Genomic DNA, 17,953 nt, shown 5'->3' on the forward strand with positions numbered 1-17,953 from the left:
TCCCAAGGCGAACTGATTGGCTTGAGCCGCTGCACCAGCCGGTCAAGGCGGTGCGCGGCGGTTGACCAGACAAGGTTGCATGGAACAAAAAAAGCCCCGGTCTGCCGGGGCTTTTTGACGTTGGGGGCAACCGTCCAAGGCATGCAAACGCATGCCCAGGGCATCAGCTGGTCTTGGCGCCGGGGCCGTCGCAGCCCATGCCGCCGTCCATGGCGCCCATGCCACGGTGGCCGCCGTGACCACCTTTTCCGCCCATGCGGTGTTCACCCTTCATGCCGGCGCGGTGCATGCCGCCGTGGGCCTGGGTGTCGAACACCTTCTGCTGCTCGGGGGTGAGCGCGGCGTAGAAGGTCTTGACCGTCTCGATGCGCTTGGCCATCGCGGCATCGCGCTCGGCGCGCAGGGCCTGCATCTTGTCCAAGCGCTGCGGCGTGGTCAGCTGGCTCCAGTCTTCGCGGGCCATGCCGGGCGCGTTGACCGGCGGATTGGGCGCGGTGCCAGCGACATAGGCGTTCCAGGCGGCTTCCTGCGAGGCGGTGATCTTCAGGGCCGACTTGAGCTGCGCCTGGTGCTCGGCGTGGCGCTTGGCCATCTGCTCCATGCGCTGGGCGCGGCGCTCTTCCCATTTCTTGCTGTCGGCGCCGGCCTGGGGGCCCTGGCCGAGCTGGCCCATCTGCTGGGCGTGCGTCTGAGGGTCCATGCCGTGCTGCTGTCCCATGCCCTGGGCGATGGCGGTGGCCGACACGCCGACGATGCCGGCGAGGATGGCGGAGACGACGAGGCTGCGTTTGACAAAGGGTTTCATGCTGAGGCTCCTTGAGGTTGAGGGGGTGGACACCGGGGCGGGATGCCGGGGTGCCATGGGTTCAGTGTCAAACCCCCGTGTGAACCGCTGTCGGCCTTTGTGATGCTGTCCGGTAAAGATATGTTCCGGTGTCAGCGAGCCCCTGTGGGCGGGCTTGATCTGCGTCAAGGATGGGCCAGGTCGTCCAGGATCGGGCAGTCGGGCCGCTCGTCGCCGGGGCAGTGGCACAGCAGGGTGTGCAGGCTGCGCTGCATGGCCTGCAGCGCCTCGATGCGCTGGGCCAGGTCGTCGTGGTGCTTCTGCGCGATGCGCTTGACACTGGCGCTGCTGCGCCGCCGGTTGTGCCAGAGGCTTACCAGCTCGGTGATGGCGTCCAGCCCGAAGCCCATGTCGCGCGCGCGGCGGATGAAACGCAGCGTGTGCACGTCGGCCAGGCTGTACTGGCGGTAGTTGCTTTCCGTGCGCGCGACGTCGCCCAGCAGACCCAGCGACTCGTAGTGGCGCAGCATCTTGGGCGAGATGCCGGAGAGCTGCGCCGCGGTGCCAATGTTGACGGGCCAGCTCACTGTATGAAGCGAGGAGGAAGTCATGCGATCCGCCGCCGGGCCGCCCCAAGGCGGATCAGCCCCCTCGGGGGGCAGCGACCCGCGCAGCGGTGGAGCGTGGGGGCCAGTTTCATGCGGAGACCGCGTAGCCTTCTTCGCGGATCACGGCCGCCACCGCCTCACGCGGCTGGGCGGTGTTCACCTCGACGAGGTTCTGCGCGCGGTCGATCCTGACCTCGGCCTGCGAGTCCAGGGTTTTGATGGCCGTCTGCACCGCGCGTTCGCAGTGGCCGCAGGTCATGCCCTGCACGGTGAAGGTCTGTTGGCTCATGGATATCTCCGGTGGATTGGGAACAGCGCAATGATGCACCTTGACATGGTGTCAAGGTCAAGCGGCTTCATCGGATACACCTTGTCGCTTGACCTTCCCATGGTGGTAAACCTTATCCTCGCCCCATGAACTCCGCAACGCTTGCACTGAACGAAGACACCTGCCAGATCGACCTGGGCATCGGTGGCATGACCTGCGCCTCCTGCGTCACGCGCGTCGAGAAAGCGCTGCGCAAACACCCGGGTGTGGAGGCAGCGACGGTGAACCTGGCCACCGAGTCGGCGCGCATCGTCTACCGCGGCAGCGACGCCACCCACGCCGCGGCGCTGATGCGGCGGGCGGTGCGCGATGCGGGCTACGAGCCGCGCGCGATGGACGCGCCGGAGGTGGGACAGGAGCGTCTGTGGGGCCTGCCGGTGGACCTCTGGCCGGTGGTGATCGGTGCGCTGCTGTCGGCGCCGCTGGCCCTGCCCATGGTGGGTGACCTGTTCGGCAAACACTGGATGCTGCCGGCCTGGATCCAGTTCCTGCTGGCGACGCCGGTGCAGTTCTGGCTCGGCGCACGCTTCTACAAGGCCGGCTGGCACGCGCTCAAGGCCATGACGGGCAACATGGAGTTGCTGGTGGCCATTGGCACCACGGCGGCCTGGGCCCTGTCCACCTGGCTGTGGTTCAAGGCCGAGCCCGGCGAGATGGTGCACCTCTACTACGAAGGCGGCGCAGTGGTGATCACCCTGGTGTTGCTGGGCAAGTGGCTGGAGGCGCGCGCCAAGCGCCAGACCACCGACGCGATCCGCGCGCTGCACGCGCTGCGGCCCGAGACCGCGCACCTGGTGCCCGACGGCATCAAGCGCACCGAGATGAGCGATGTGCCGGTGGACGAGCTGCTGGCAGACGACATCGTGCGCGTGCTGCCCGGCGAGCGCTTTCCGGCCGACGGCGAGCTGCTGCTGGGCGAGACCCAGGCCGACGAATCCATGCTGACCGGCGAGGCGATGCCGGTGGCCAAGCGCCCCGGCGACCGCATCACCGGCGGGTCGCTCAATGGCGAGGGCTCGGTCGAGATCCGGGTGAAGGCGGTGGGCGCGCAGAGCGTGCTGGCCCACATCATCGCCCTGGTGCAGGACGCGCAGGCCGGCAAGGCGCCGGTGCAGCGCATGGTCGACCAGGTGGCGGCGGTGTTCGTGCCGGTGGTGCTGGTGATCGCGCTGGTCACACTGGTGGGCTGGCTCTGGACCGGCGCGCCGATGGAGGATGCCCTGCTGCACGCGGTGGCGGTGCTGGTGATTGCCTGCCCCTGTGCGCTGGGCCTGGCGACGCCCGCGGCCATCATGGCCGGCACCGGCGTGGCCGCGCGCCACGGTATCCTGATCAAGGACGCGCAGGCGCTGGAGATCGCGCACAAGGTCGACACCGTGGCCTTCGACAAGACCGGCACGCTGACGGTGGGCAAACCGCGCCTGCTGCTGATCGAGGCGGTGCCCGGGGCGGACGAGGAGGCGGTGCTGGGCGCGGCGGCGGCGCTGCAGGCGCAGAGCGCCCACCCGCTGGCGCATGCGGTGCTGGAGGCGGCCACGGCGCGCGGCCTGGTGGTGGCGGCCGACGGGGCCCGGGAGGTGCAGGCGGTGACCGGCCGCGGCACGCTGGGGCAGATCAAGGGTGTGACGCTGGCGCTGGGCAGCCTGCGCTGGATGGACGAGCTGGGCGTGCCGCTGGGGCCGCTGGCGCTGTCGGTGCACCGGCACCAGGCCGATGGCGCCACGGTGTCGCTGCTGGCCAGCCGTGCGGGCGAGGACCAGCCCTGGTCGGCCCTGGCCCTGCTGGCCTTCGGCGACGAGCCCAAGCCCGGTGCGGCCGGGGCGCTGGCGGCGCTCAAGGCCCAGGGGTTGAAGACCTACATGGTCTCAGGCGACAACCGCGGCGCGGCCGAGGCCATGGCGCGGCGGCTGGGCATGGACGTGGACGGCGGCGCGGTGATCGCCGAGGTGCTGCCGGGCGACAAGGCGGATATCGTCAAACGCCTGCGCGAAGAAGCCGGGGCCGGTCACACACACACCGTGGCCATGGTGGGCGACGGCGTCAACGACGCACCGGCCCTGGCCGCCGCTGACGTGGGCATCGCCATGGGCAGCCGCGAAGGCGGTTCCGATGTCGCCATGCACGCGGCCGGCATCACCCTGATGCGCGGCGACCCGGCGATGGTGCCGGCGGCGCTGGACATCTCGCGCCGCACGGTGAGCAAGATCCGGCAGAACCTGTTCTGGGCCTTCGCCTACAACGCCGCCGGCATCCCGCTGGCGGCGCTGGGCTACCTGAGCCCGGTGCTGGCCGGCGCGGCGATGGCGCTCAGCTCGGTCAGCGTGGTGAGCAACGCGCTGCTGCTCAAGCGCTGGAAACCCGGGCGCTGAGGCCGCGTTGGCCGCGAGTCACTGCCGCACGGCTTCGGCCGTGCGTTCGGGTGCCTGCACAGGAGTGGCCGGCGCCTCCACAAGGGGCTGTGCGGGCCGGTAGCCTTCCAGCGCCTGCCGGGTGTCCAGCTCGCGCATCTGCTTGAAGTCGTTCTGGAACAGGATCTTCTGCCCGTCGTTGCGCAGCTGGATGTGGGTGACCTCGCCCAGCGCCGCGCGGTGCTCCAGCAGGTAGTTCTGTGACGACTCGGCGATGCGGTCGATCTGGGCCTCGCTGAACCGGCCACCCGTGCGCAGGCCGTCGACCATGCGCTGCAGGGAGGCCGACGTGGTGGCGTCCAGCGCCGGCGCAATGCCCAGCGCCTTCAGGGTGGGGTGGTCGCCATAGCCGGTCGGGGCGAGCCGGTTCTCGCGCTGGAACTCGGTGAGCAGGCGCTCGGTTCCCGCGCCGAAATCGCTGTCGTCCTTGAGGGACTTGCCGTTGCGCTGCAAGGCCTGCTGCAGCACCTGCACCTCGTCACCTTTGTCTCCGCGGTCGAGCACCGACGGGTCGTTGACATCGCGCCAGTAGGCGGCCAGCGCAGTCTGTATCTCGGGGATGTGGCGCTCTTCGGAAGGGCGGTAGCTGTCACTGGCCACCTGGCGGTGCGCGGCTTCCATCGCCACCGCGTTGCCGGGCTTCTGGAAGTTCTCCTGGTACTGGCGGGCGAGTTCGCCGGCTTTGGGTCCCGCAAAGTAGCTCACGGCCGCTTTCTGCTGGTCCACCGCTTGCATGAAGCGTTCGTAGTCTGCACCGTCTCGCAGGGCGGCGACGAGCTTGTTGTAGGTCTTGGGGCGCTGGTTCTCTGCCTTCGCCAGCACACACATCACTTCCAGCTTGCGGTCATCGGGAATGCGGGAACCGTGGCGATCCAGTGCGTCTTTGGCGTCGTCTGCAATGGCCTGGACCTGTGGAAAGTCAATGTGCCTGTGAATCCACTGCTGTCCTTCTGGCGAGCTGGCCCAGGCGTTGATGGTGTCCCGGTGTTCGGCGGAGATGAACCGGATCGACGGGTTGTTTCCCTCGCCGTTGCCATGGCTGAGCAGGTCCTGGCGCAGCGTGGACAGCCCGGCCGCGTTGTCTGGAAACGGGTGCTTGTTGGCTTTGGCGTAGGCGGCCGCTTCTGCAATCACGGCATCGACGTACGTGGTTTCGCCAGCCTTCAGCGGCCGGCTTTCTATCGAACCCAGTGGCCAGGTGCCGCGCTGCCCGAGATCGACCTGGATGGTGCCGATGGAGTAGCCGCTGTTGTCGGCGACCTTTGAGATGTCGCCCCACTGGCTCGGAGTGACGCCAGCCACGCTCAGCCTGTAGGAGCTGTTGCCGCCCTCTGTGCCCCGACCGACGACGAAATAGACCGCGCCACTGCGCTGGATCGGGTCGTTGATATCGATGTTCTTCATGTTGTTCCTCCCTGTGATCTCTGTCTGACGTTTGGAGTCAGTTCAGGTCCAGATGCAGTTGCAGCTGCTGACGGCGCTGCGCGATCCACCGGATCTCGTTCGTCGAGACGGACAGATCCGAACTGCCGCCCTGCGGGTAGTACACCGACGTGGCGAAGCCTCGCTCGTTGTCCAGGAAGGTGGCCCATGCGGCCTGAGACTTCGCCAGGGACTTGCGCTGCTCCTCGTTGAGCTTGCCCGCCAGTTGCTTGTAAAGCAGATCCAGCTGCTTGAGCTGCCATGCTTTTTCGCTCTGGATGCACGGTGCCTGCTCCACCCGCCCATTGGCCTTCTTCATGCAGTCCACGTAGGTCTTGCTTTCCAGCTGTCCCAGCGCCGGCGGGGCTTCGGGTGTTTCGCTGGCGGTGGTGGCGCAGCTGGCGGCGCCCAGGGACAGGGCGAGGAGGGCGATTCGGATGGGTTTCATGTGGTGTGGTGTGACAGCGGTGGACAGAACCGGGCAGGACCCCGGGGCCCAAAAATGCTAGCACTTTGGTTTGCAACGACTTGTAAGACCCACCCCCATCGGAGGGGCTGGCTTGCAAGGCTTGACGTGGGTCAAACCCCCGGGCGCCGGGCTCCCCCATAGTCGCGGGACTATTCGCCGACCGGACGGTCGGCTCTGCCTTGCCGGAGACAAACCATGAGCCACGAAGCCCTGCGCGTCATTCGCGAAGAACACGCCACCCTGGCGGCCATGCTGCAGTCGCTGATGCAGCTGGTGCGGCGCGGGCCCGAGGTCAACGGGCTGGACGACTCCAACCGCTTTTTCGACGTGCTGCGCGCGATGCTGTTCTACATCGACGAGTTTCCCGAGCGGCACCACCACCCCAAGGAGTCGGATCTGCTGTTCCCGCGCGTGGTCAAGGCCGCGCCGCACACCATGGCCACCATCGACCAGCTGGAGCGCGACCACCTGCGCGGCGAGCCCCGAGTGCGCGAGCTGATGCACATGCTGGTGGCCTGGGAGCTGCTGGGCGACGGGCGCCGCCAGTGCTTCGTCGAGGAGGTCACGCGCTATGTGGACTTCTACCTGGAGCACATGCGGCTGGAAGAGACCGTGATCCTGCCGGAGGCCGAGCGCCACCTCACCGAGGCCGACTGGCACGCGCTCAATGCCGCCTTCGCAACCAACCAGGACCCGCTGAACGGCCGCATCCCGCGCGATCCGCAGTTCGACCGCCTGTTCACCCGCATCGTGATGAAGGCGCCGGTGCCGGTCGGCCTCGGAGGCTGAGGAAAGGCCCCCACGCTCTGCCGCTTCGCGGGTCGCTGTCCCCCGAGGGGGCTGGGCCTGCCTTGGGGCGGCCCGGCGGCTGGCCCGGTCACCCCCACGCTCCGCCGCCGACGCGGGGCGCTGACGGGCGCGCCACAATGGGCGCATGCTCCTTTCCTCGCCTCACGACCCCATTCCCTACGGGCGCCTGGCCCTGGCGCTCTCGCTGGGTGCGGCGGTGTCGCTGGGCATCACGCGCTTTGCCTACGGGCTGCTGCTGCCGCCGATGCGCGAGGACCTGGGCTGGAGCTATGCGCTGGCCGGGTCGATGAACACCGCCAACGCTGTGGGCTACCTGCTGGGGGCGATGGCCATGGCCCGGCTGCTGCAGCGCACGTCGCCCAGCCGGCTGTTCGTGGTCGGGGCTGTGCTGGCCACGCTGTTCATGGCGGCCAGCGGCTTTTTCACCAGTGCCGGGGCGCTGCTGCTGCAGCGGCTGCTGGCGGGCGTGGCCAGCGGCCTTGTGTTCAGCACCGGCGGGCTGCTGGCGGCGCGGCTGGGGGCGCGGCAGCCCCAGCGCAGCGGCCTGCTGCTGGGGCTGTACTACGGGGGAACGGGCATCGGCATCGCGCTGTCGGCGCTGGGGGTGCCGCTGGTGCTGTACATGGCCCAGGGACAGCCCCACGCGTGGTCCTGGGGCTGGTGGGCGATGGCGCTGCTGTGTGCGGGCGCCACGGCGCTGATGGTGTGGCCGGCCCGGGTGCTGGACCGGCTGGAGGCCACGCCGCCGCAGGCCGCCAGCGGTGCCGCCGGGTCCACGGCGCCGCTGCGCCCCTTCCGCTGGCGCGACTTCGCCTTCGGCCTGCTGGGATACATGGGTTTCGGCATCGGCTACATCGGCTACATGACCTTCGTGATCGCGCTGCTGCGCGAGCAGGGCGCCAGCGCGGCGGCGGTGTCCACCTTCTACGCGCTGCTGGGCCTGGCGGTGATCGCGTCCTCGCGCATCTGGGCCGGCCTGCTGGACCGCCACCGCGACGGCCAGCCGCTGGCGCGGCTGAACGCGCTGCTGGGGGTGGCCGCCATCGTGCCGGCGCTGACCACCGCCTGGCCGCTGCTGCTGGCCTCGGGCCTGCTGTTCGGCGCGGTGTTCCTGTCGGTGGTGGCCAGCACCACGGCCCTGGTGCGCCACAACCTGCCGCCGACGCAGTGGGCGGCCGGCATCAGCGCGTTCACCGTGACCTTCGCGGCCGGGCAGATCGTCGGCCCCACGGTGGTCGGCTTCATCGCCGACGGCCCCGGCGGCCTGGCGCGCGGCCTGGTGTTCTCGGCCGGCGCGCTGTGGCTGGGCGCGTTGCTGGCGTTGCGCCAGCGCGCCCTCTGAGCTTTACTTGGCCAGGCTCTCGGCCTTCAGCGCCGCCTGCACCGCCGGGCGGGCACCCACGCGGGCGCGGTAGGCATTCAGGTTGGCCAGGCCGCTGATGTCCACGCCGACGAAGGCGGCCCAGTTGGTGACGGTGAACAGGTAAGCGTCGGCCACGCTGAACGCATCGCCCAGCAGGTACTGCTTGCCGGCCAGCTCGCCGTCGACCCAGGCCAGGCGCTGCACCAGGCGGTCCTTGAAGACCTGCTTGGCCTCGGCCGGAACGGCCGGGTTGAACAGGGGCGAGAAGCCCTTGTGCAGCTCGGTGCCGATGAAGGTCAGCCACTCCATGAGGCGGTAGCGGCCCAGGGTGCCGTAGGCCGGGGCGAGGTTCTTGTCCGGTGCCTGGTCGGCGATGTACTGGACGATGGCCGGGCCTTCGCGCAGCTTCTCTCCATCCTTCATCACCAGCAGGGGCACATAGCCCAGCGGGTTGATGGTGTAGTAGTCGGTGCCGTCGGGCAGCTGGTGGGTTTTGGTCGGGGCCGGGATGGCCTCGAAGGGCAGACCGGACTCGTGCAGCACGATGTGGGGCGAGAGCGAGCAGGCGCCGGGGGAGTAGTAGAGCTTGAGCATGGGGTCTCCTTGGGGTGAACGACGAAAGCGGTCGATGCTATCGGGCTGTCGGGTTTTCTGCAGGACATGGGCCTGGCCCGACGCGCAGGGCCCCAAGTGGCACTGTCATGTTGATTGATTGGCGTTATCTTTCGGGCCACTTGGGCCCCTGTCGCCCGCCACTTCCTTCAAGCCATGGCCACCGGTCAATTCACCTACGCCCTCAATACCAACCGCTTCCTCGCCTGCGCGCCGCTGGTGAACCAGCCCTTCGCCATCTCGGGTGTGCCCTACGACTGCGCGGTGACCAACCGCCCCGGCGCGCGCTTCGGCCCGCAGGCGATCCGCTCCGCCAGCCTGATGCTGTGCGACGGCATCCACCCGGTGTTCGATGTCTCACCGCTGGAGCTGATGGGGGACGCGCTGGACATGCGCCTGCCCAACGCCTCGCCGCTGCCCGAGGTGCGCGCGCACATCGAGCGGCAGGCGGCCGAGCTGATGGCGAAGCACCACTGCGTGTTCCTCGGCGGCGACCATTCGGTCACGCTGTCGCTGCTGCGCGCCGCCCGTGCGCGCCACGGCGAGGCCCTGGCCTGCGTGCATTTCGACGCCCACTGCGACACCTGGACGGACCACTTCGGCGAGCCCTCGGGCCACGGCACCTGGACCTATGAGGCGATCCAGGAGGGCCTGATCAGCGCGGAACACACGGTGCAGATCGGCATCCGTTCGCCCGGCGTGCGCGCCGCGCGCGAGTACGTAGCAGACCAGGGCGGGCAGATTTTCACGGCGCGCGCGCTGCGCGGGCTGGACGGCGCGGCGCTGGAGCCCGTGCTGGCGGCGATCCGCGGGCGCATCGGCGACCGGCCCTGTTATCTGACGCTGGACATCGACGTGCTGGACCCGGCCTTTGCGCCCGGCACCGGCACGCCCGAACCGGGCGGCCTGACCAGTGCCCAGGTGCTGACCTTCATCGAGGAACTGGCCGGGCTGAACTGGGTGGGCATGGATTGCGTCGAGGTGGCGCCGGCCTACGACTACGCCGAACTCACCACCAACGCGGCCGCCACCTTCGTGTGGGCCTACCTGTGCGGCCAGGCAGCCAAGCGCACGACGGCCTGACCATGTTCGCGCGATCCCTCACCGGCTCCGACACCCAGCTCAACCAGAAGAGCTACTACGAGGCCAGCGTGGTCCGGCCGGCGGCGTATGCGCCGCTGGAAGGGTCGGTCGAGGCCGACGTGGTGGTGGTGGGCGGTGGCTTCGCCGGGCTGTCGGCGGCGCTGGAGCTGCGGCAGAAGGGGTTGAGCGTGGTGCTGCTGGAGGCCGACCGCATCGGCTCGGGCGCCAGCGGCCGCAACGGCGGCCAGGCCATCGTCGGCTACGCCAGCGGCCAGGGGCCGTTCGAAGACCAGCTGGGCGCGGCCGACGCGCAACGCGCCTGGGACCTGTCGGTGGAGGCGGTGGAACTGATCGAGCAGCGCATCGCCGCGCACGGCATCGAGTGCGACTGGCGGCGCGGCTACACCTACGTGGCCGATTCGGCGAAGAAGGCGCGGGCCCTGCGTGAGGAATTCGAGGACCACAGCCGGCGCGGCGTGGCCTGCGACTGGGCCGAGGGCGCGGACGTGGCGCGCTTCATCCGCAGCCCGCGCTACGTGGCGGCGTTCCGCGAGAACACCTCGGGCCACCTGCACCCGCTGAAGTACGCGCTGGGCCTGGCGCAGGCGGCGACGGCGGCGGGTGTGCGCATCCACGAACACTCGCCCGTCACGGGTCTGGCGCGTGGCCGCACGCTGGTGGCGCGCACCGCCCGCGGCCAGGTGACGGCGCGCTTTGGCGTGCTGGCGGGCAACTGCATGCTGCCGGAATTCGGGCCGGCGGTGGCGCCCGAGATCGCGCCGCGCATCATGCCGGTGGGCACCTACATCGTCGGCACGGCGCCGCTCGATCCGGCGCTGTGCGAGCGGCTGATTCCCGGCAACGCGGCGGTCTGCGACAACAACTTCGTGCTCGACTACTTCCGCTTCAGCGCCGACCACCGGATGTTGTTCGGCGGCCGGGTGAGCTACACCACCATGACGCCGCCGGACCTCAAGGGCGTGATGGCGCGGCGCATGGGCGCCGTGTTCCCCGAGCTGAAGGACGCGCCGGTGGACTACGTCTGGGGCGGCTTCGTCGACATCAGCATGAACCGCGCGCCGGACTTCGGGCGGCTGGGCGACAACCTGTATTACCTGCAGGGCTTCAGCGGCCACGGGGTGGCGCTGACCGGCCTGGCCGGCCAGATGGTGGCCGAGGCGGTGGCGGGGCAGGCCGGCCGCTTCGACCTGTTCGCGCGCCTGAAGCACCACGCGTTTCCCGGCGGTCCGCTGCTGCGCACGCCCACGCTGGCGCTGGGCATGCTGTGGCACCGGATGAAGGACGTGATCGGCTGAGCGCCGGTCTCAGGGCCAGGCGCGCTCGGCCTCGGCGCCGTCGGACGCCGGCACGTTCTTCTCCCCCGTGACCATGGCCTTGAACATGTTGTCGCGGTGGCGGATGCTCTCGTACAGGTTGGCGCCCACGTGCACGATCACTGCGATCACGGTGATGTCGACTGTGGTCACGTGCAGGGTCTCCACCAGATCGTTGCCCCAGAAGGCGTCGGTGGTCATGAGGTGGCCGGTGACACCGATCACCGCCACGGCCGCCAGCAGGTACAGGATCATCACCGCGCCGGCCGGGTTGTGGCCCAGGTGGCGCGGCTCGCGGCCCTGCAGCAGCAGCCGCAGGTAGCGCCACAGCCGCGCGGGCGTGGGCACGAAGCTGTCGAAGCGCGCGTGCGGGCCGGGTGCGATGAAACCCCAGACGCAGCGCGCCGCGATCAGGGCCAGCGCCAGGTAGCCGGCGCCCTTGTGCACCCAGCCGATGTGCTCGGTGACGAAGTAGGCGGTGGCAAAGGACGCCACCAGCGACCAGTGGAAGACCCGCACGAAGCGGTCCCAGACGCGCACGCGGTTCGTGGCCATGGGGTGTCCTCTCGCGGGGGCCCGCTCAGTTCTTCACGTTCTCTTCGGCGATGGCGCCGGTGATCGGGTGGAAGTACACCTCGACCTTGCGGCCCTGCTTGTCGGTGCCGTAGATCTCCCAGCACTTGCCCTTGGAGACGTGCAGCTTCTTGACGTCGTCCTTGTAGCCCAGGGCCTGGAAGCGCTTGGTCATCTCGGCCTCGCTGAGCCACTTGCTCTGGGGCTCGTCGGTGCAGGTCGGGCCGGCAACGGCGGCGCCGGTGGCGGACAGCAGGAGGGCGGTGATCAGGGCGGTGCGAATGGTCATGAAGACTCCGTTGAAAAAATGCGGAACAGAAAGAGAAAGGGGGCGCTCGGCGGCTGTCCGGTGGCGTTCTGCACCCTTTGTGTTGTTGGCGGCTGGCGCCACCCGCCCAGGCTCAGCCGGTGCCGCCTATGCCATACCAGCGCACCGGCACGTCCCGGACGTGGATGCACGGCGCGAGCACGGGCGCGGGGGCGCCGGTGTCGGGTCGTGCCGCGGGGGCGCGCGGAAAGCGGCGGTTCGGGGTGGCACCGGGGGCGGCATCGGGACCACTCGGCGCCCCCACCCGGAAGGCCGGCGCACGCGCGGGCAGCGGGTCCTGCTGCCGGGGGGTGTGGATGGGCCGTGCCATGAGGGGTGGGGTGGAGTGGGGGTGAAGGTGCGAATCCGGAACAGGTTTTGCAATCGCTGTGCCACCACCTCCCCGCCAACCCCCCTGTGGGCTGCAACCCCCATGAATCCAATGGATTTTTCTGCCTTCGCCGCGAAGGTCTGGTCCGTCGGCACGGGCCCCATGGGTGGGGCAAAAGCCCCATGTCCGGCGCGCCGTGGGTGTTTTGCCCCACCGCCGGCCGCGTGCCGCCGCCGACGCGGGCGCTGCCTAGAATGGCTGCGCGCCACTGTTGGTGCCTTTCATGCGTGAACCCATGGCGCTGGCCTCCGTCCGATCGCTGCTCGCCCGTCCGCCGCTGTTCTGGACCCGGCGCTTTGCCGCGATCAGCCTGCTGTGTGTGGTGGCGACGGCGCTCACCAGTGCGACGCTGCTGTCCAAGTACGTGGCCGAACGCATGATCCGCCACAACGCCGAGCTGGCGCGCGACTTCGTCGGCAGCCTCATGCGCATGCACCGCGGCGACCAGTTCTTTGTCGACCGGCAGGACACGCGCGGCATCGAGTCGCTGTTTGTGGAGCTGGCCCGCATGCCCGGGCTGGGCCATGCCAATGTGTTCGACACCGGGCGGCGCCTGGTGTGGTCGACCAATGCCCAGGCCATTGGCCAGGACGCCGGCACCAACCGCGAGCTCGACGGCGCCCTGGCCGGCGAGCTGGAGGTGGAGAGCGAGCTGCTGGAGACCACCAGCTTCATCAAGCCCGAACACGCCTTCCTGCGCAACGACGCGCGCGATGCGGTGGAGGTCTACATCCCGGTGGAGGATGGCGGTGGCCGGGTGGTGGGCGTGATCGAGCTGTACATGCTGCCCGAGGACCTGCTCAACGACGTGCACGAGATGACGCGCTTCGTCTGGATCGCCTGCGTGCTCAGCGGGCTGGTGACCTACCTGGCGCTGGTCTGGCTGGTGATGATGGCCGACCGCCAGATCGCGCAGCAGCAGCGCACCATTGTCGCCAACGAGTCGCTGGTGGCGGTGGGCGACATGGCCTCGGCGGTGGCGCACGGGCTGCGCAACCCGCTGGGCGCCATCCGTTCCAGCGCCGAGCTGATCGCCATGGGCCCCGAGCGCGAGATGGCGGGCGACATCATGTCCGAGGTCGACCGCCTGCAGGGCTGGATCGCCAAGCTGCTGGCCTATGCGCAGCAGGGCGGGCGGGCACTCGGGCCGGTGCGGATCGACGAGGTGCTCAACCACCTGGTCGAGACCCACACCACGCGCATGGAGCGCCAGGGCGTGACGGTGCGCTGCGACTGGCCGGCGCAGCTGCCGCAGGTGCAGGCCGATGCGCCGGCGCTGGAGCAGGCGCTGGACAACCTGGTGTCGAACGCACTGGACGCCATGCCGCAGGGCGGCACGCTGAGCCTGTCCGTGCAGCCGCTGGACCGCCGCCTGCGCTTGACCGTGGCCGACACGGGCGTCGGCATCTCTCCCGAGGATCTGGAGCGCGTGTTCACGCCCTACCACACCACCAAGCGCACCGGCATCGGCGTCGGCCTGCCGCTGGCGCGCCGCAGCGCCGAACGCCTGGGCGGCAGCCTGCGCCTGGAAAGCCGGCTGGGCGCCGGCACGCAGGCGATCCTGGAGCTGCCGCTGACCCCCCCGCACGACCCCACACCCAGCGCGAGAAGAACCTGATGAGCTACAGCGTATTGATCGTCGAAGACGAGCCGGTGCTGGCCCGCAACATGCTCCTGTACCTGGAGCGGCACGGCATCAGCTGCCAGACCGCCGCCAGCGGCGAGGAGGGGCTGGAGGCGATGGAGACCGCGCGGCCCGATGCGGTGGTGCTCGACCACAACCTGCCGGGCCAGGACGGGCTGACCGTGCTGCGGCGCATGCGCGAGCGCGAGCCGCAGCTGCCGGTGGTGATGGCCACGGGCCATGGCAGCGAGCAGGTGGCGGTGGAGGCGATGAAGGCCGGCGCGTTCGACTACCTGATCAAGCCGGTGTCGCTGCACCAGCTCAAGCAGGTGCTGGACCGCGCGGTGCAGCAGCAGCGCCAGGCCCAGGAGCTGCGCCACCTCCGCGGCGGCGGCGTTGCCGGTGTGGTGCCGGCGGCCCAGGGGCTGGCGGCGCTGCTGGGCGACTCCGTGGCCATGCAGCGCCTGCGCAGCCGCCTGCGGCAACTGGTCGATGCCGAGGAACGGATGAGCGACGGTCATCCGCCGGCGGTGCTGATCGGCGGCGAGACCGGCACCGGCAAGGAGCTGGTGGCGCGCGCGCTGCACTTCGAGGGGCCGCGCCGTGCCGGGCCGTTCGTGGAGATCAACTGCGCCAGCCTGCCGGCGGCGCTGGTGGAGAGCGAGCTGTTCGGCCACGAGCGCGGCGCCTTCACCGATGCGCGCGAGCGCCGCATCGGTCTGGTGGAGGCGGCGCACGGCGGCACCCTGTTCCTTGACGAGGTCGGCGAGCTGGAGCTGGCGACCCAGGCCAAGCTGCTCAAGCTGCTGGAGGACCGCCAGGTGCGGCGGCTGGGCAGCGTGCGCGAGCAGACCGTGGACGTGCGGGTGCTGGCGGCCACCAACCGGCCGCTGGAGGCCATGGTGCAGGCCGGGCAGTTCCGCGGCGACCTGTTCTACCGCCTGGGCACGCTGCGCATCGACCTGCCGCCGCTGCGCGAGCGCGGGGGCGACGCCGTCCTGCTGGCGCAGGCGTTCCTGGCGCGCTCGGCGCGGCGCTACGGCAAGGCCGGGCTGCGTTTCGCCGACGAGGCGCTGCAGGCCCTGTCGCGCCACCGCTGGCCGGGCAATGTGCGCGAACTGGGCAACCTGGTGGAGCAGTGCGTGATCCTGGCGACGGGCGCCGTGATCGAGGCCGACGAGCTGCCGCTGCCGGTGATGCCCGAGGCCGGCCCCGGGGCGCCGTTGGTGCTGGAGGAGCAGCCCGCCAGCCTGCCCGAGACCGAGCGGCGCCTGCTGCTCAGCGCGCTGGAGCGCAACCGCTGGAACGTGACCCAGGCCGCGCGGGCGCTGGGCATCTCGCGCGACACCCTGCGCTACCGGATCGACAAGTTCGGGCTCAGGCCCTGAGCGCCTGCTGCACTGCGGCGGCCAGCAGCGGCCCGCCGCGCGCGATGCCCGACAGCGGCGCGTAGCCGTAGCCGATCACCAGTCCCTTGAGGTCCTGGCGCGCCAGGCAGTAGGCCGAGAGTGGCCGCACCGTCAGGCCCTGCTGCGCGATGCGCTGGGCCAGCGCGCGGTCGTCGGTCTGGGCCGGCAGGCGCAGGCACAGGTGCAGGCCCTGTTCGGCGCCGCTGATGAAGGGGCCGTCCTGGCCGGCGGGTGCGAGCACCGGTTTGAGCGCCTCCAGCAGGCACTGGCGGCGCTCGCCGTAGCTCTGGCGGGCGCGGCGCAGCGCGCTGCTGAAGTGGCCCATCTCCATGAACTCGGCCAGCGCAGCCTGCAGCGGCATCTGGCCCGGCCGGTTGAGGTCGTAGTGCGCCTGGCGGAAGGACGCCACCAGCGGCTTGGGCACCACCAGGTAGCCCAGCTTGATGCCGGGGTAGAGCACCTTGGAGAAGGTGCCCATGTAGAGCACGCGGCCGTCGGTGTCCAGGCCTTCGAGGCTGGAGATCGGCGGGCCGCTGAAGCGGTATTCGCTGTCGTAGTCGTCTTCCAGCACCCAGGCGTTGTGGGTGCGCGCGGTGGACAGCAGCTGGTGGCGCCGCGGCAGGCTCATCACGGCGCCGCTGGGGTACTGGTGCGAGGGAGTCAGGTAGATCAGGCGCGGCGGCTTGCTGTCGTCGGCCGGGGTGGGCCGGATGCCCTCGTCGTCCACCGGCACCGGGTGCAGGTCCAGGCCGGTGGCCATGAAGGCCTTGACCGCGCCCCAGTAGGCCGGGTCTTCCACCCAGACGGTGTCGCCGTGGTCGGCCAGCAGGCGGGCGCAGAGTTCGAGCGACTGCTGGGTGCCGGTGGTGACGATGACCTGGTCGGCGTCCAGCTGCACGCTGCGGAACACGCGCAGGTAGTCGGCGATGGCGCGGCGCAGCGGCGCGTAGCCGCCCGAGCTGTTGTAGTCCAGCATGTCCGGGTAGGTCATGCGCCAGTGCTTGTTCTGCAGCCGCTGCCAAAGCGTGAGCGGAAAGGCGTTGAAGTCGGCGATGCCGGGCGTGAAGGGCTGGACCTCCAGCTCGGTGGCGCAGAAGCGGGTGGCCAGGGCCTGGCCGCGCGCCGACATGCGGGGCGATGCGGCGGGTGGGCGCGCACCGGTGGCGCCCGGGTGGCGGCCAGGTGCGGCGCGCGGCACGCTGTCGTTCACGTAGGTGCCGCTGCCGACCCGGCTGACCAGGTAGCCCTCCACCGAGAGCTGGTTGATGGCCGCCACCACCGTGTTGCGCGAGAGGTCCAGGTCCTGCGCCAGGTCGCGGCTGGAGGGCAGGCGCTCGCCCGGTCCGAGCTTGCCGTCGAGCATGGCGCGCCGCAGCGCCTCGTAAAGCTGGCGGTGCAGCGGCAGCGCGTCCTGCGCGCCCAGGCGGTGCATTTCGGCGAGGAGGAATTCGGACAGCATGCGGGTGTGGACAGGCCATGACGGCCGTCAAATGGCACCATGAAGTGGTGTTAAGTGGCCCCGATTGTGATCCAATTGCCTCGCCACAATCAAGTCTGGAGCTTTAAAGCCATGAATTCATCACCTTGCATGGTCTGGCTGCCGGCCGACCACCGCCTCATGGGCGACCACGGCCACCAGATGCCCTTCCTGCTGCTCGGCGACAAGTACGCCCGGGCCGTCAAGGTCGGCGCCGAGTGCCAGCCGGTCATGTTTCCGCTGGCCGACGCCGGCCAGATTCCCGAACTGCTGCCGCTGGTCGACGGCGTGATGCTGACCGGCTCGCCGTCCAACGTGCACCCCTCGCATTTCGACGAAGACGTGGCCGACCCCAGCCTGCCGCTGGACCCGGTGCGCGACTCGCTGACGCTGGCGCTGATCAAGGCCTGTGTGCACGAGGGCGTGCCGCTGCTGGGCATCTGCCGCGGCTTCCAGGAGATCAACGTGGCCCTGGGCGGCACCCTGCACCAGCGGGTGCACGAGGTGCCCGGCCGCATGGACCACCGCGAGTCCAAGACCGCGCCGTTCGAGGTGCAGTACGCACCCAGCCACCCGATCCGGCTGGTGCCGGGCAGCGTGTTCGAGACCTGGGCCGGCGGCCCCGAGGTGATGGTCAATTCGCTGCACGGCCAGGGCATCAACAAACTCGCCCCCGGGCTGGACGCACTGGCCCACGCGCCCGACGGCCAGGTGGAGGCGGTGGCGGTGCAGGGCGCCCGCACCTTTGCCTACGCGGTGCAGTTCCACCCCGAATGGCGCTGCTGGGAGAACCCCTTCTACACCGCCATCTTCCAGGCCTTCGGCAAGGCCTGCCGGCAGCGGCGCAGCCTGCGGCTGCAGGCCGCCGACCTGGCACGACACACACCGGCCTGACCTGTCCTGAGACGGTCCGGCCCGACAGAATCAACACAACGAGACAGCACTTTATGA

General features: G+C 70.0%; 17 protein-coding genes. 8 read left to right on the top strand and 9 right to left on the bottom strand.

Going from position 1 to position 17,953, the window contains the following annotated elements; all coding sequences use genetic code 11:
- Nucleotides 1-163 precede the first annotated feature (163 nt).
- The 3 genes from HFL01S_RS21715 to HFL01S_RS21725 form a co-directional block, all read right to left on the bottom strand.
- Complete coding sequence (locus HFL01S_RS21715; protein ID WP_066262660.1) at nucleotides 164-805, bottom strand: Spy/CpxP family protein refolding chaperone; 642 nt, start codon at nucleotides 803-805, stop codon at nucleotides 164-166.
- A 164-nt stretch (nucleotides 806-969) separates the two neighbouring features.
- The gene (cueR, locus tag HFL01S_RS21720) at nucleotides 970-1,395 is read right to left on the bottom strand and encodes a Cu(I)-responsive transcriptional regulator (protein ID WP_066262663.1); all 426 of its coding nucleotides are present in this window, start codon (nucleotides 1,393-1,395) and stop codon (nucleotides 970-972) included.
- 85 nt (nucleotides 1,396-1,480) lie between these two features.
- Entirely contained in the window at nucleotides 1,481-1,681 is a 201-nt protein-coding gene (locus tag HFL01S_RS21725) for a heavy-metal-associated domain-containing protein (protein WP_066262665.1), read from the bottom strand.
- A gap of 125 nt (nucleotides 1,682-1,806) precedes the next feature.
- Here HFL01S_RS21725 and HFL01S_RS21730 point away from each other — a divergent pair, with 125 nt between their 5' ends.
- Nucleotides 1,807-4,089: a heavy metal translocating P-type ATPase gene (locus tag HFL01S_RS21730; protein ID WP_066262667.1), complete on the top strand. Its 2,283-nt coding sequence runs from the start codon at nucleotides 1,807-1,809 to the stop codon at nucleotides 4,087-4,089.
- A gap of 18 nt (nucleotides 4,090-4,107) precedes the next feature.
- Here the strand turns inward: HFL01S_RS21730 and HFL01S_RS21735 are convergent, their stop codons facing one another.
- Both HFL01S_RS21735 and HFL01S_RS21740 read right to left on the bottom strand, forming a co-directional pair.
- Nucleotides 4,108-5,532, bottom strand: a complete 1,425-nt coding sequence (locus HFL01S_RS21735; protein WP_066262670.1) for a peptidoglycan-binding domain-containing protein — start codon at nucleotides 5,530-5,532, stop codon at nucleotides 4,108-4,110.
- Between the two features lie 37 nt (nucleotides 5,533-5,569).
- Entirely contained in the window at nucleotides 5,570-5,998 is a 429-nt protein-coding gene (locus HFL01S_RS21740) for a lysozyme inhibitor LprI family protein (protein WP_066262672.1), read from the bottom strand.
- A gap of 216 nt (nucleotides 5,999-6,214) precedes the next feature.
- Between HFL01S_RS21740 and HFL01S_RS21745 the strand changes: the two genes are divergently transcribed.
- Both HFL01S_RS21745 and HFL01S_RS21750 read left to right on the top strand, forming a co-directional pair.
- Entirely contained in the window at nucleotides 6,215-6,808 is a 594-nt protein-coding gene (locus HFL01S_RS21745) for a hemerythrin domain-containing protein (RefSeq protein ID WP_066262674.1), read from the top strand.
- A 145-nt stretch (nucleotides 6,809-6,953) separates the two neighbouring features.
- Complete coding sequence (locus tag HFL01S_RS21750; RefSeq protein WP_066262676.1) at nucleotides 6,954-8,171, top strand: YbfB/YjiJ family MFS transporter; 1,218 nt, start codon at nucleotides 6,954-6,956, stop codon at nucleotides 8,169-8,171.
- 3 nt (nucleotides 8,172-8,174) lie between these two features.
- Here the strand turns inward: HFL01S_RS21750 and gstA are convergent, their stop codons facing one another.
- On the bottom strand, nucleotides 8,175-8,786 hold the full coding sequence (gene gstA, locus HFL01S_RS21755) for a glutathione transferase GstA (RefSeq protein WP_066262678.1): 612 nt from the start codon (nucleotides 8,784-8,786) through the stop codon (nucleotides 8,175-8,177).
- A 174-nt stretch (nucleotides 8,787-8,960) separates the two neighbouring features.
- On the opposite strand from gstA, the gene speB reads away from it, so the two are divergent.
- Together speB and HFL01S_RS21765 are read left to right on the top strand one after the other, a co-directional pair.
- Nucleotides 8,961-9,887, top strand: coding sequence for an agmatinase (speB, locus tag HFL01S_RS21760; protein WP_066262679.1), 927 nt, complete (start codon nucleotides 8,961-8,963; stop codon nucleotides 9,885-9,887).
- Between the two features lie 2 nt (nucleotides 9,888-9,889).
- Nucleotides 9,890-11,203, top strand: coding sequence for an NAD(P)/FAD-dependent oxidoreductase (locus HFL01S_RS21765; protein ID WP_066262682.1), 1,314 nt, complete (start codon nucleotides 9,890-9,892; stop codon nucleotides 11,201-11,203).
- Nucleotides 11,204-11,212: 9 nt separating this feature from the next.
- Here HFL01S_RS21765 and HFL01S_RS21770 read toward each other — a convergent pair whose 3' ends face one another.
- Together HFL01S_RS21770 and HFL01S_RS21775 are read right to left on the bottom strand one after the other, a co-directional pair.
- Complete coding sequence (locus HFL01S_RS21770) at nucleotides 11,213-11,776, bottom strand: cytochrome b/b6 domain-containing protein (protein WP_066262686.1); 564 nt, start codon at nucleotides 11,774-11,776, stop codon at nucleotides 11,213-11,215.
- A gap of 25 nt (nucleotides 11,777-11,801) precedes the next feature.
- Nucleotides 11,802-12,083: a PepSY domain-containing protein gene (locus HFL01S_RS21775; RefSeq protein WP_066262688.1), complete on the bottom strand. Its 282-nt coding sequence runs from the start codon at nucleotides 12,081-12,083 to the stop codon at nucleotides 11,802-11,804.
- 632 nt (nucleotides 12,084-12,715) lie between these two features.
- Here HFL01S_RS21775 and HFL01S_RS21780 point away from each other — a divergent pair.
- Nucleotides 12,716-14,110, top strand: coding sequence for a sensor histidine kinase (locus tag HFL01S_RS21780; protein WP_157539014.1), 1,395 nt, complete (start codon nucleotides 12,716-12,718; stop codon nucleotides 14,108-14,110).
- Nucleotides 14,110-15,504 carry a sigma-54-dependent transcriptional regulator gene (locus HFL01S_RS21785; protein ID WP_066262692.1) on the top strand — a complete coding sequence of 465 codons (1,395 nt, stop codon included), beginning with the start codon at nucleotides 14,110-14,112 and terminating at the stop codon, nucleotides 15,502-15,504. Before HFL01S_RS21780 ends, HFL01S_RS21785 begins: the two co-directional genes overlap by 1 nt.
- Here the strand turns inward: HFL01S_RS21785 and pdxR are convergent.
- On the bottom strand, nucleotides 15,494-16,984 hold the full coding sequence (gene pdxR / locus HFL01S_RS21790) for a MocR-like pyridoxine biosynthesis transcription factor PdxR (RefSeq protein ID WP_066262694.1): 1,491 nt from the start codon (nucleotides 16,982-16,984) through the stop codon (nucleotides 15,494-15,496). The two genes, HFL01S_RS21785 and pdxR, sit on opposite strands and share 11 nt — an antisense overlap.
- A 111-nt stretch (nucleotides 16,985-17,095) precedes the next feature.
- On the opposite strand from pdxR, the gene HFL01S_RS21795 reads away from it, so the two are divergent.
- Nucleotides 17,096-17,896, top strand: coding sequence for a gamma-glutamyl-gamma-aminobutyrate hydrolase family protein (locus tag HFL01S_RS21795; RefSeq protein WP_066262696.1), 801 nt, complete (start codon nucleotides 17,096-17,098; stop codon nucleotides 17,894-17,896).
- The last annotated feature ends 57 nt before the right edge of the window (nucleotides 17,897-17,953 follow it).

The organism is Hydrogenophaga flava NBRC 102514 (assembly GCF_001571145.1).
Taxonomy (GTDB): domain Bacteria; phylum Pseudomonadota; class Gammaproteobacteria; order Burkholderiales; family Burkholderiaceae_C; genus Hydrogenophaga; species Hydrogenophaga flava.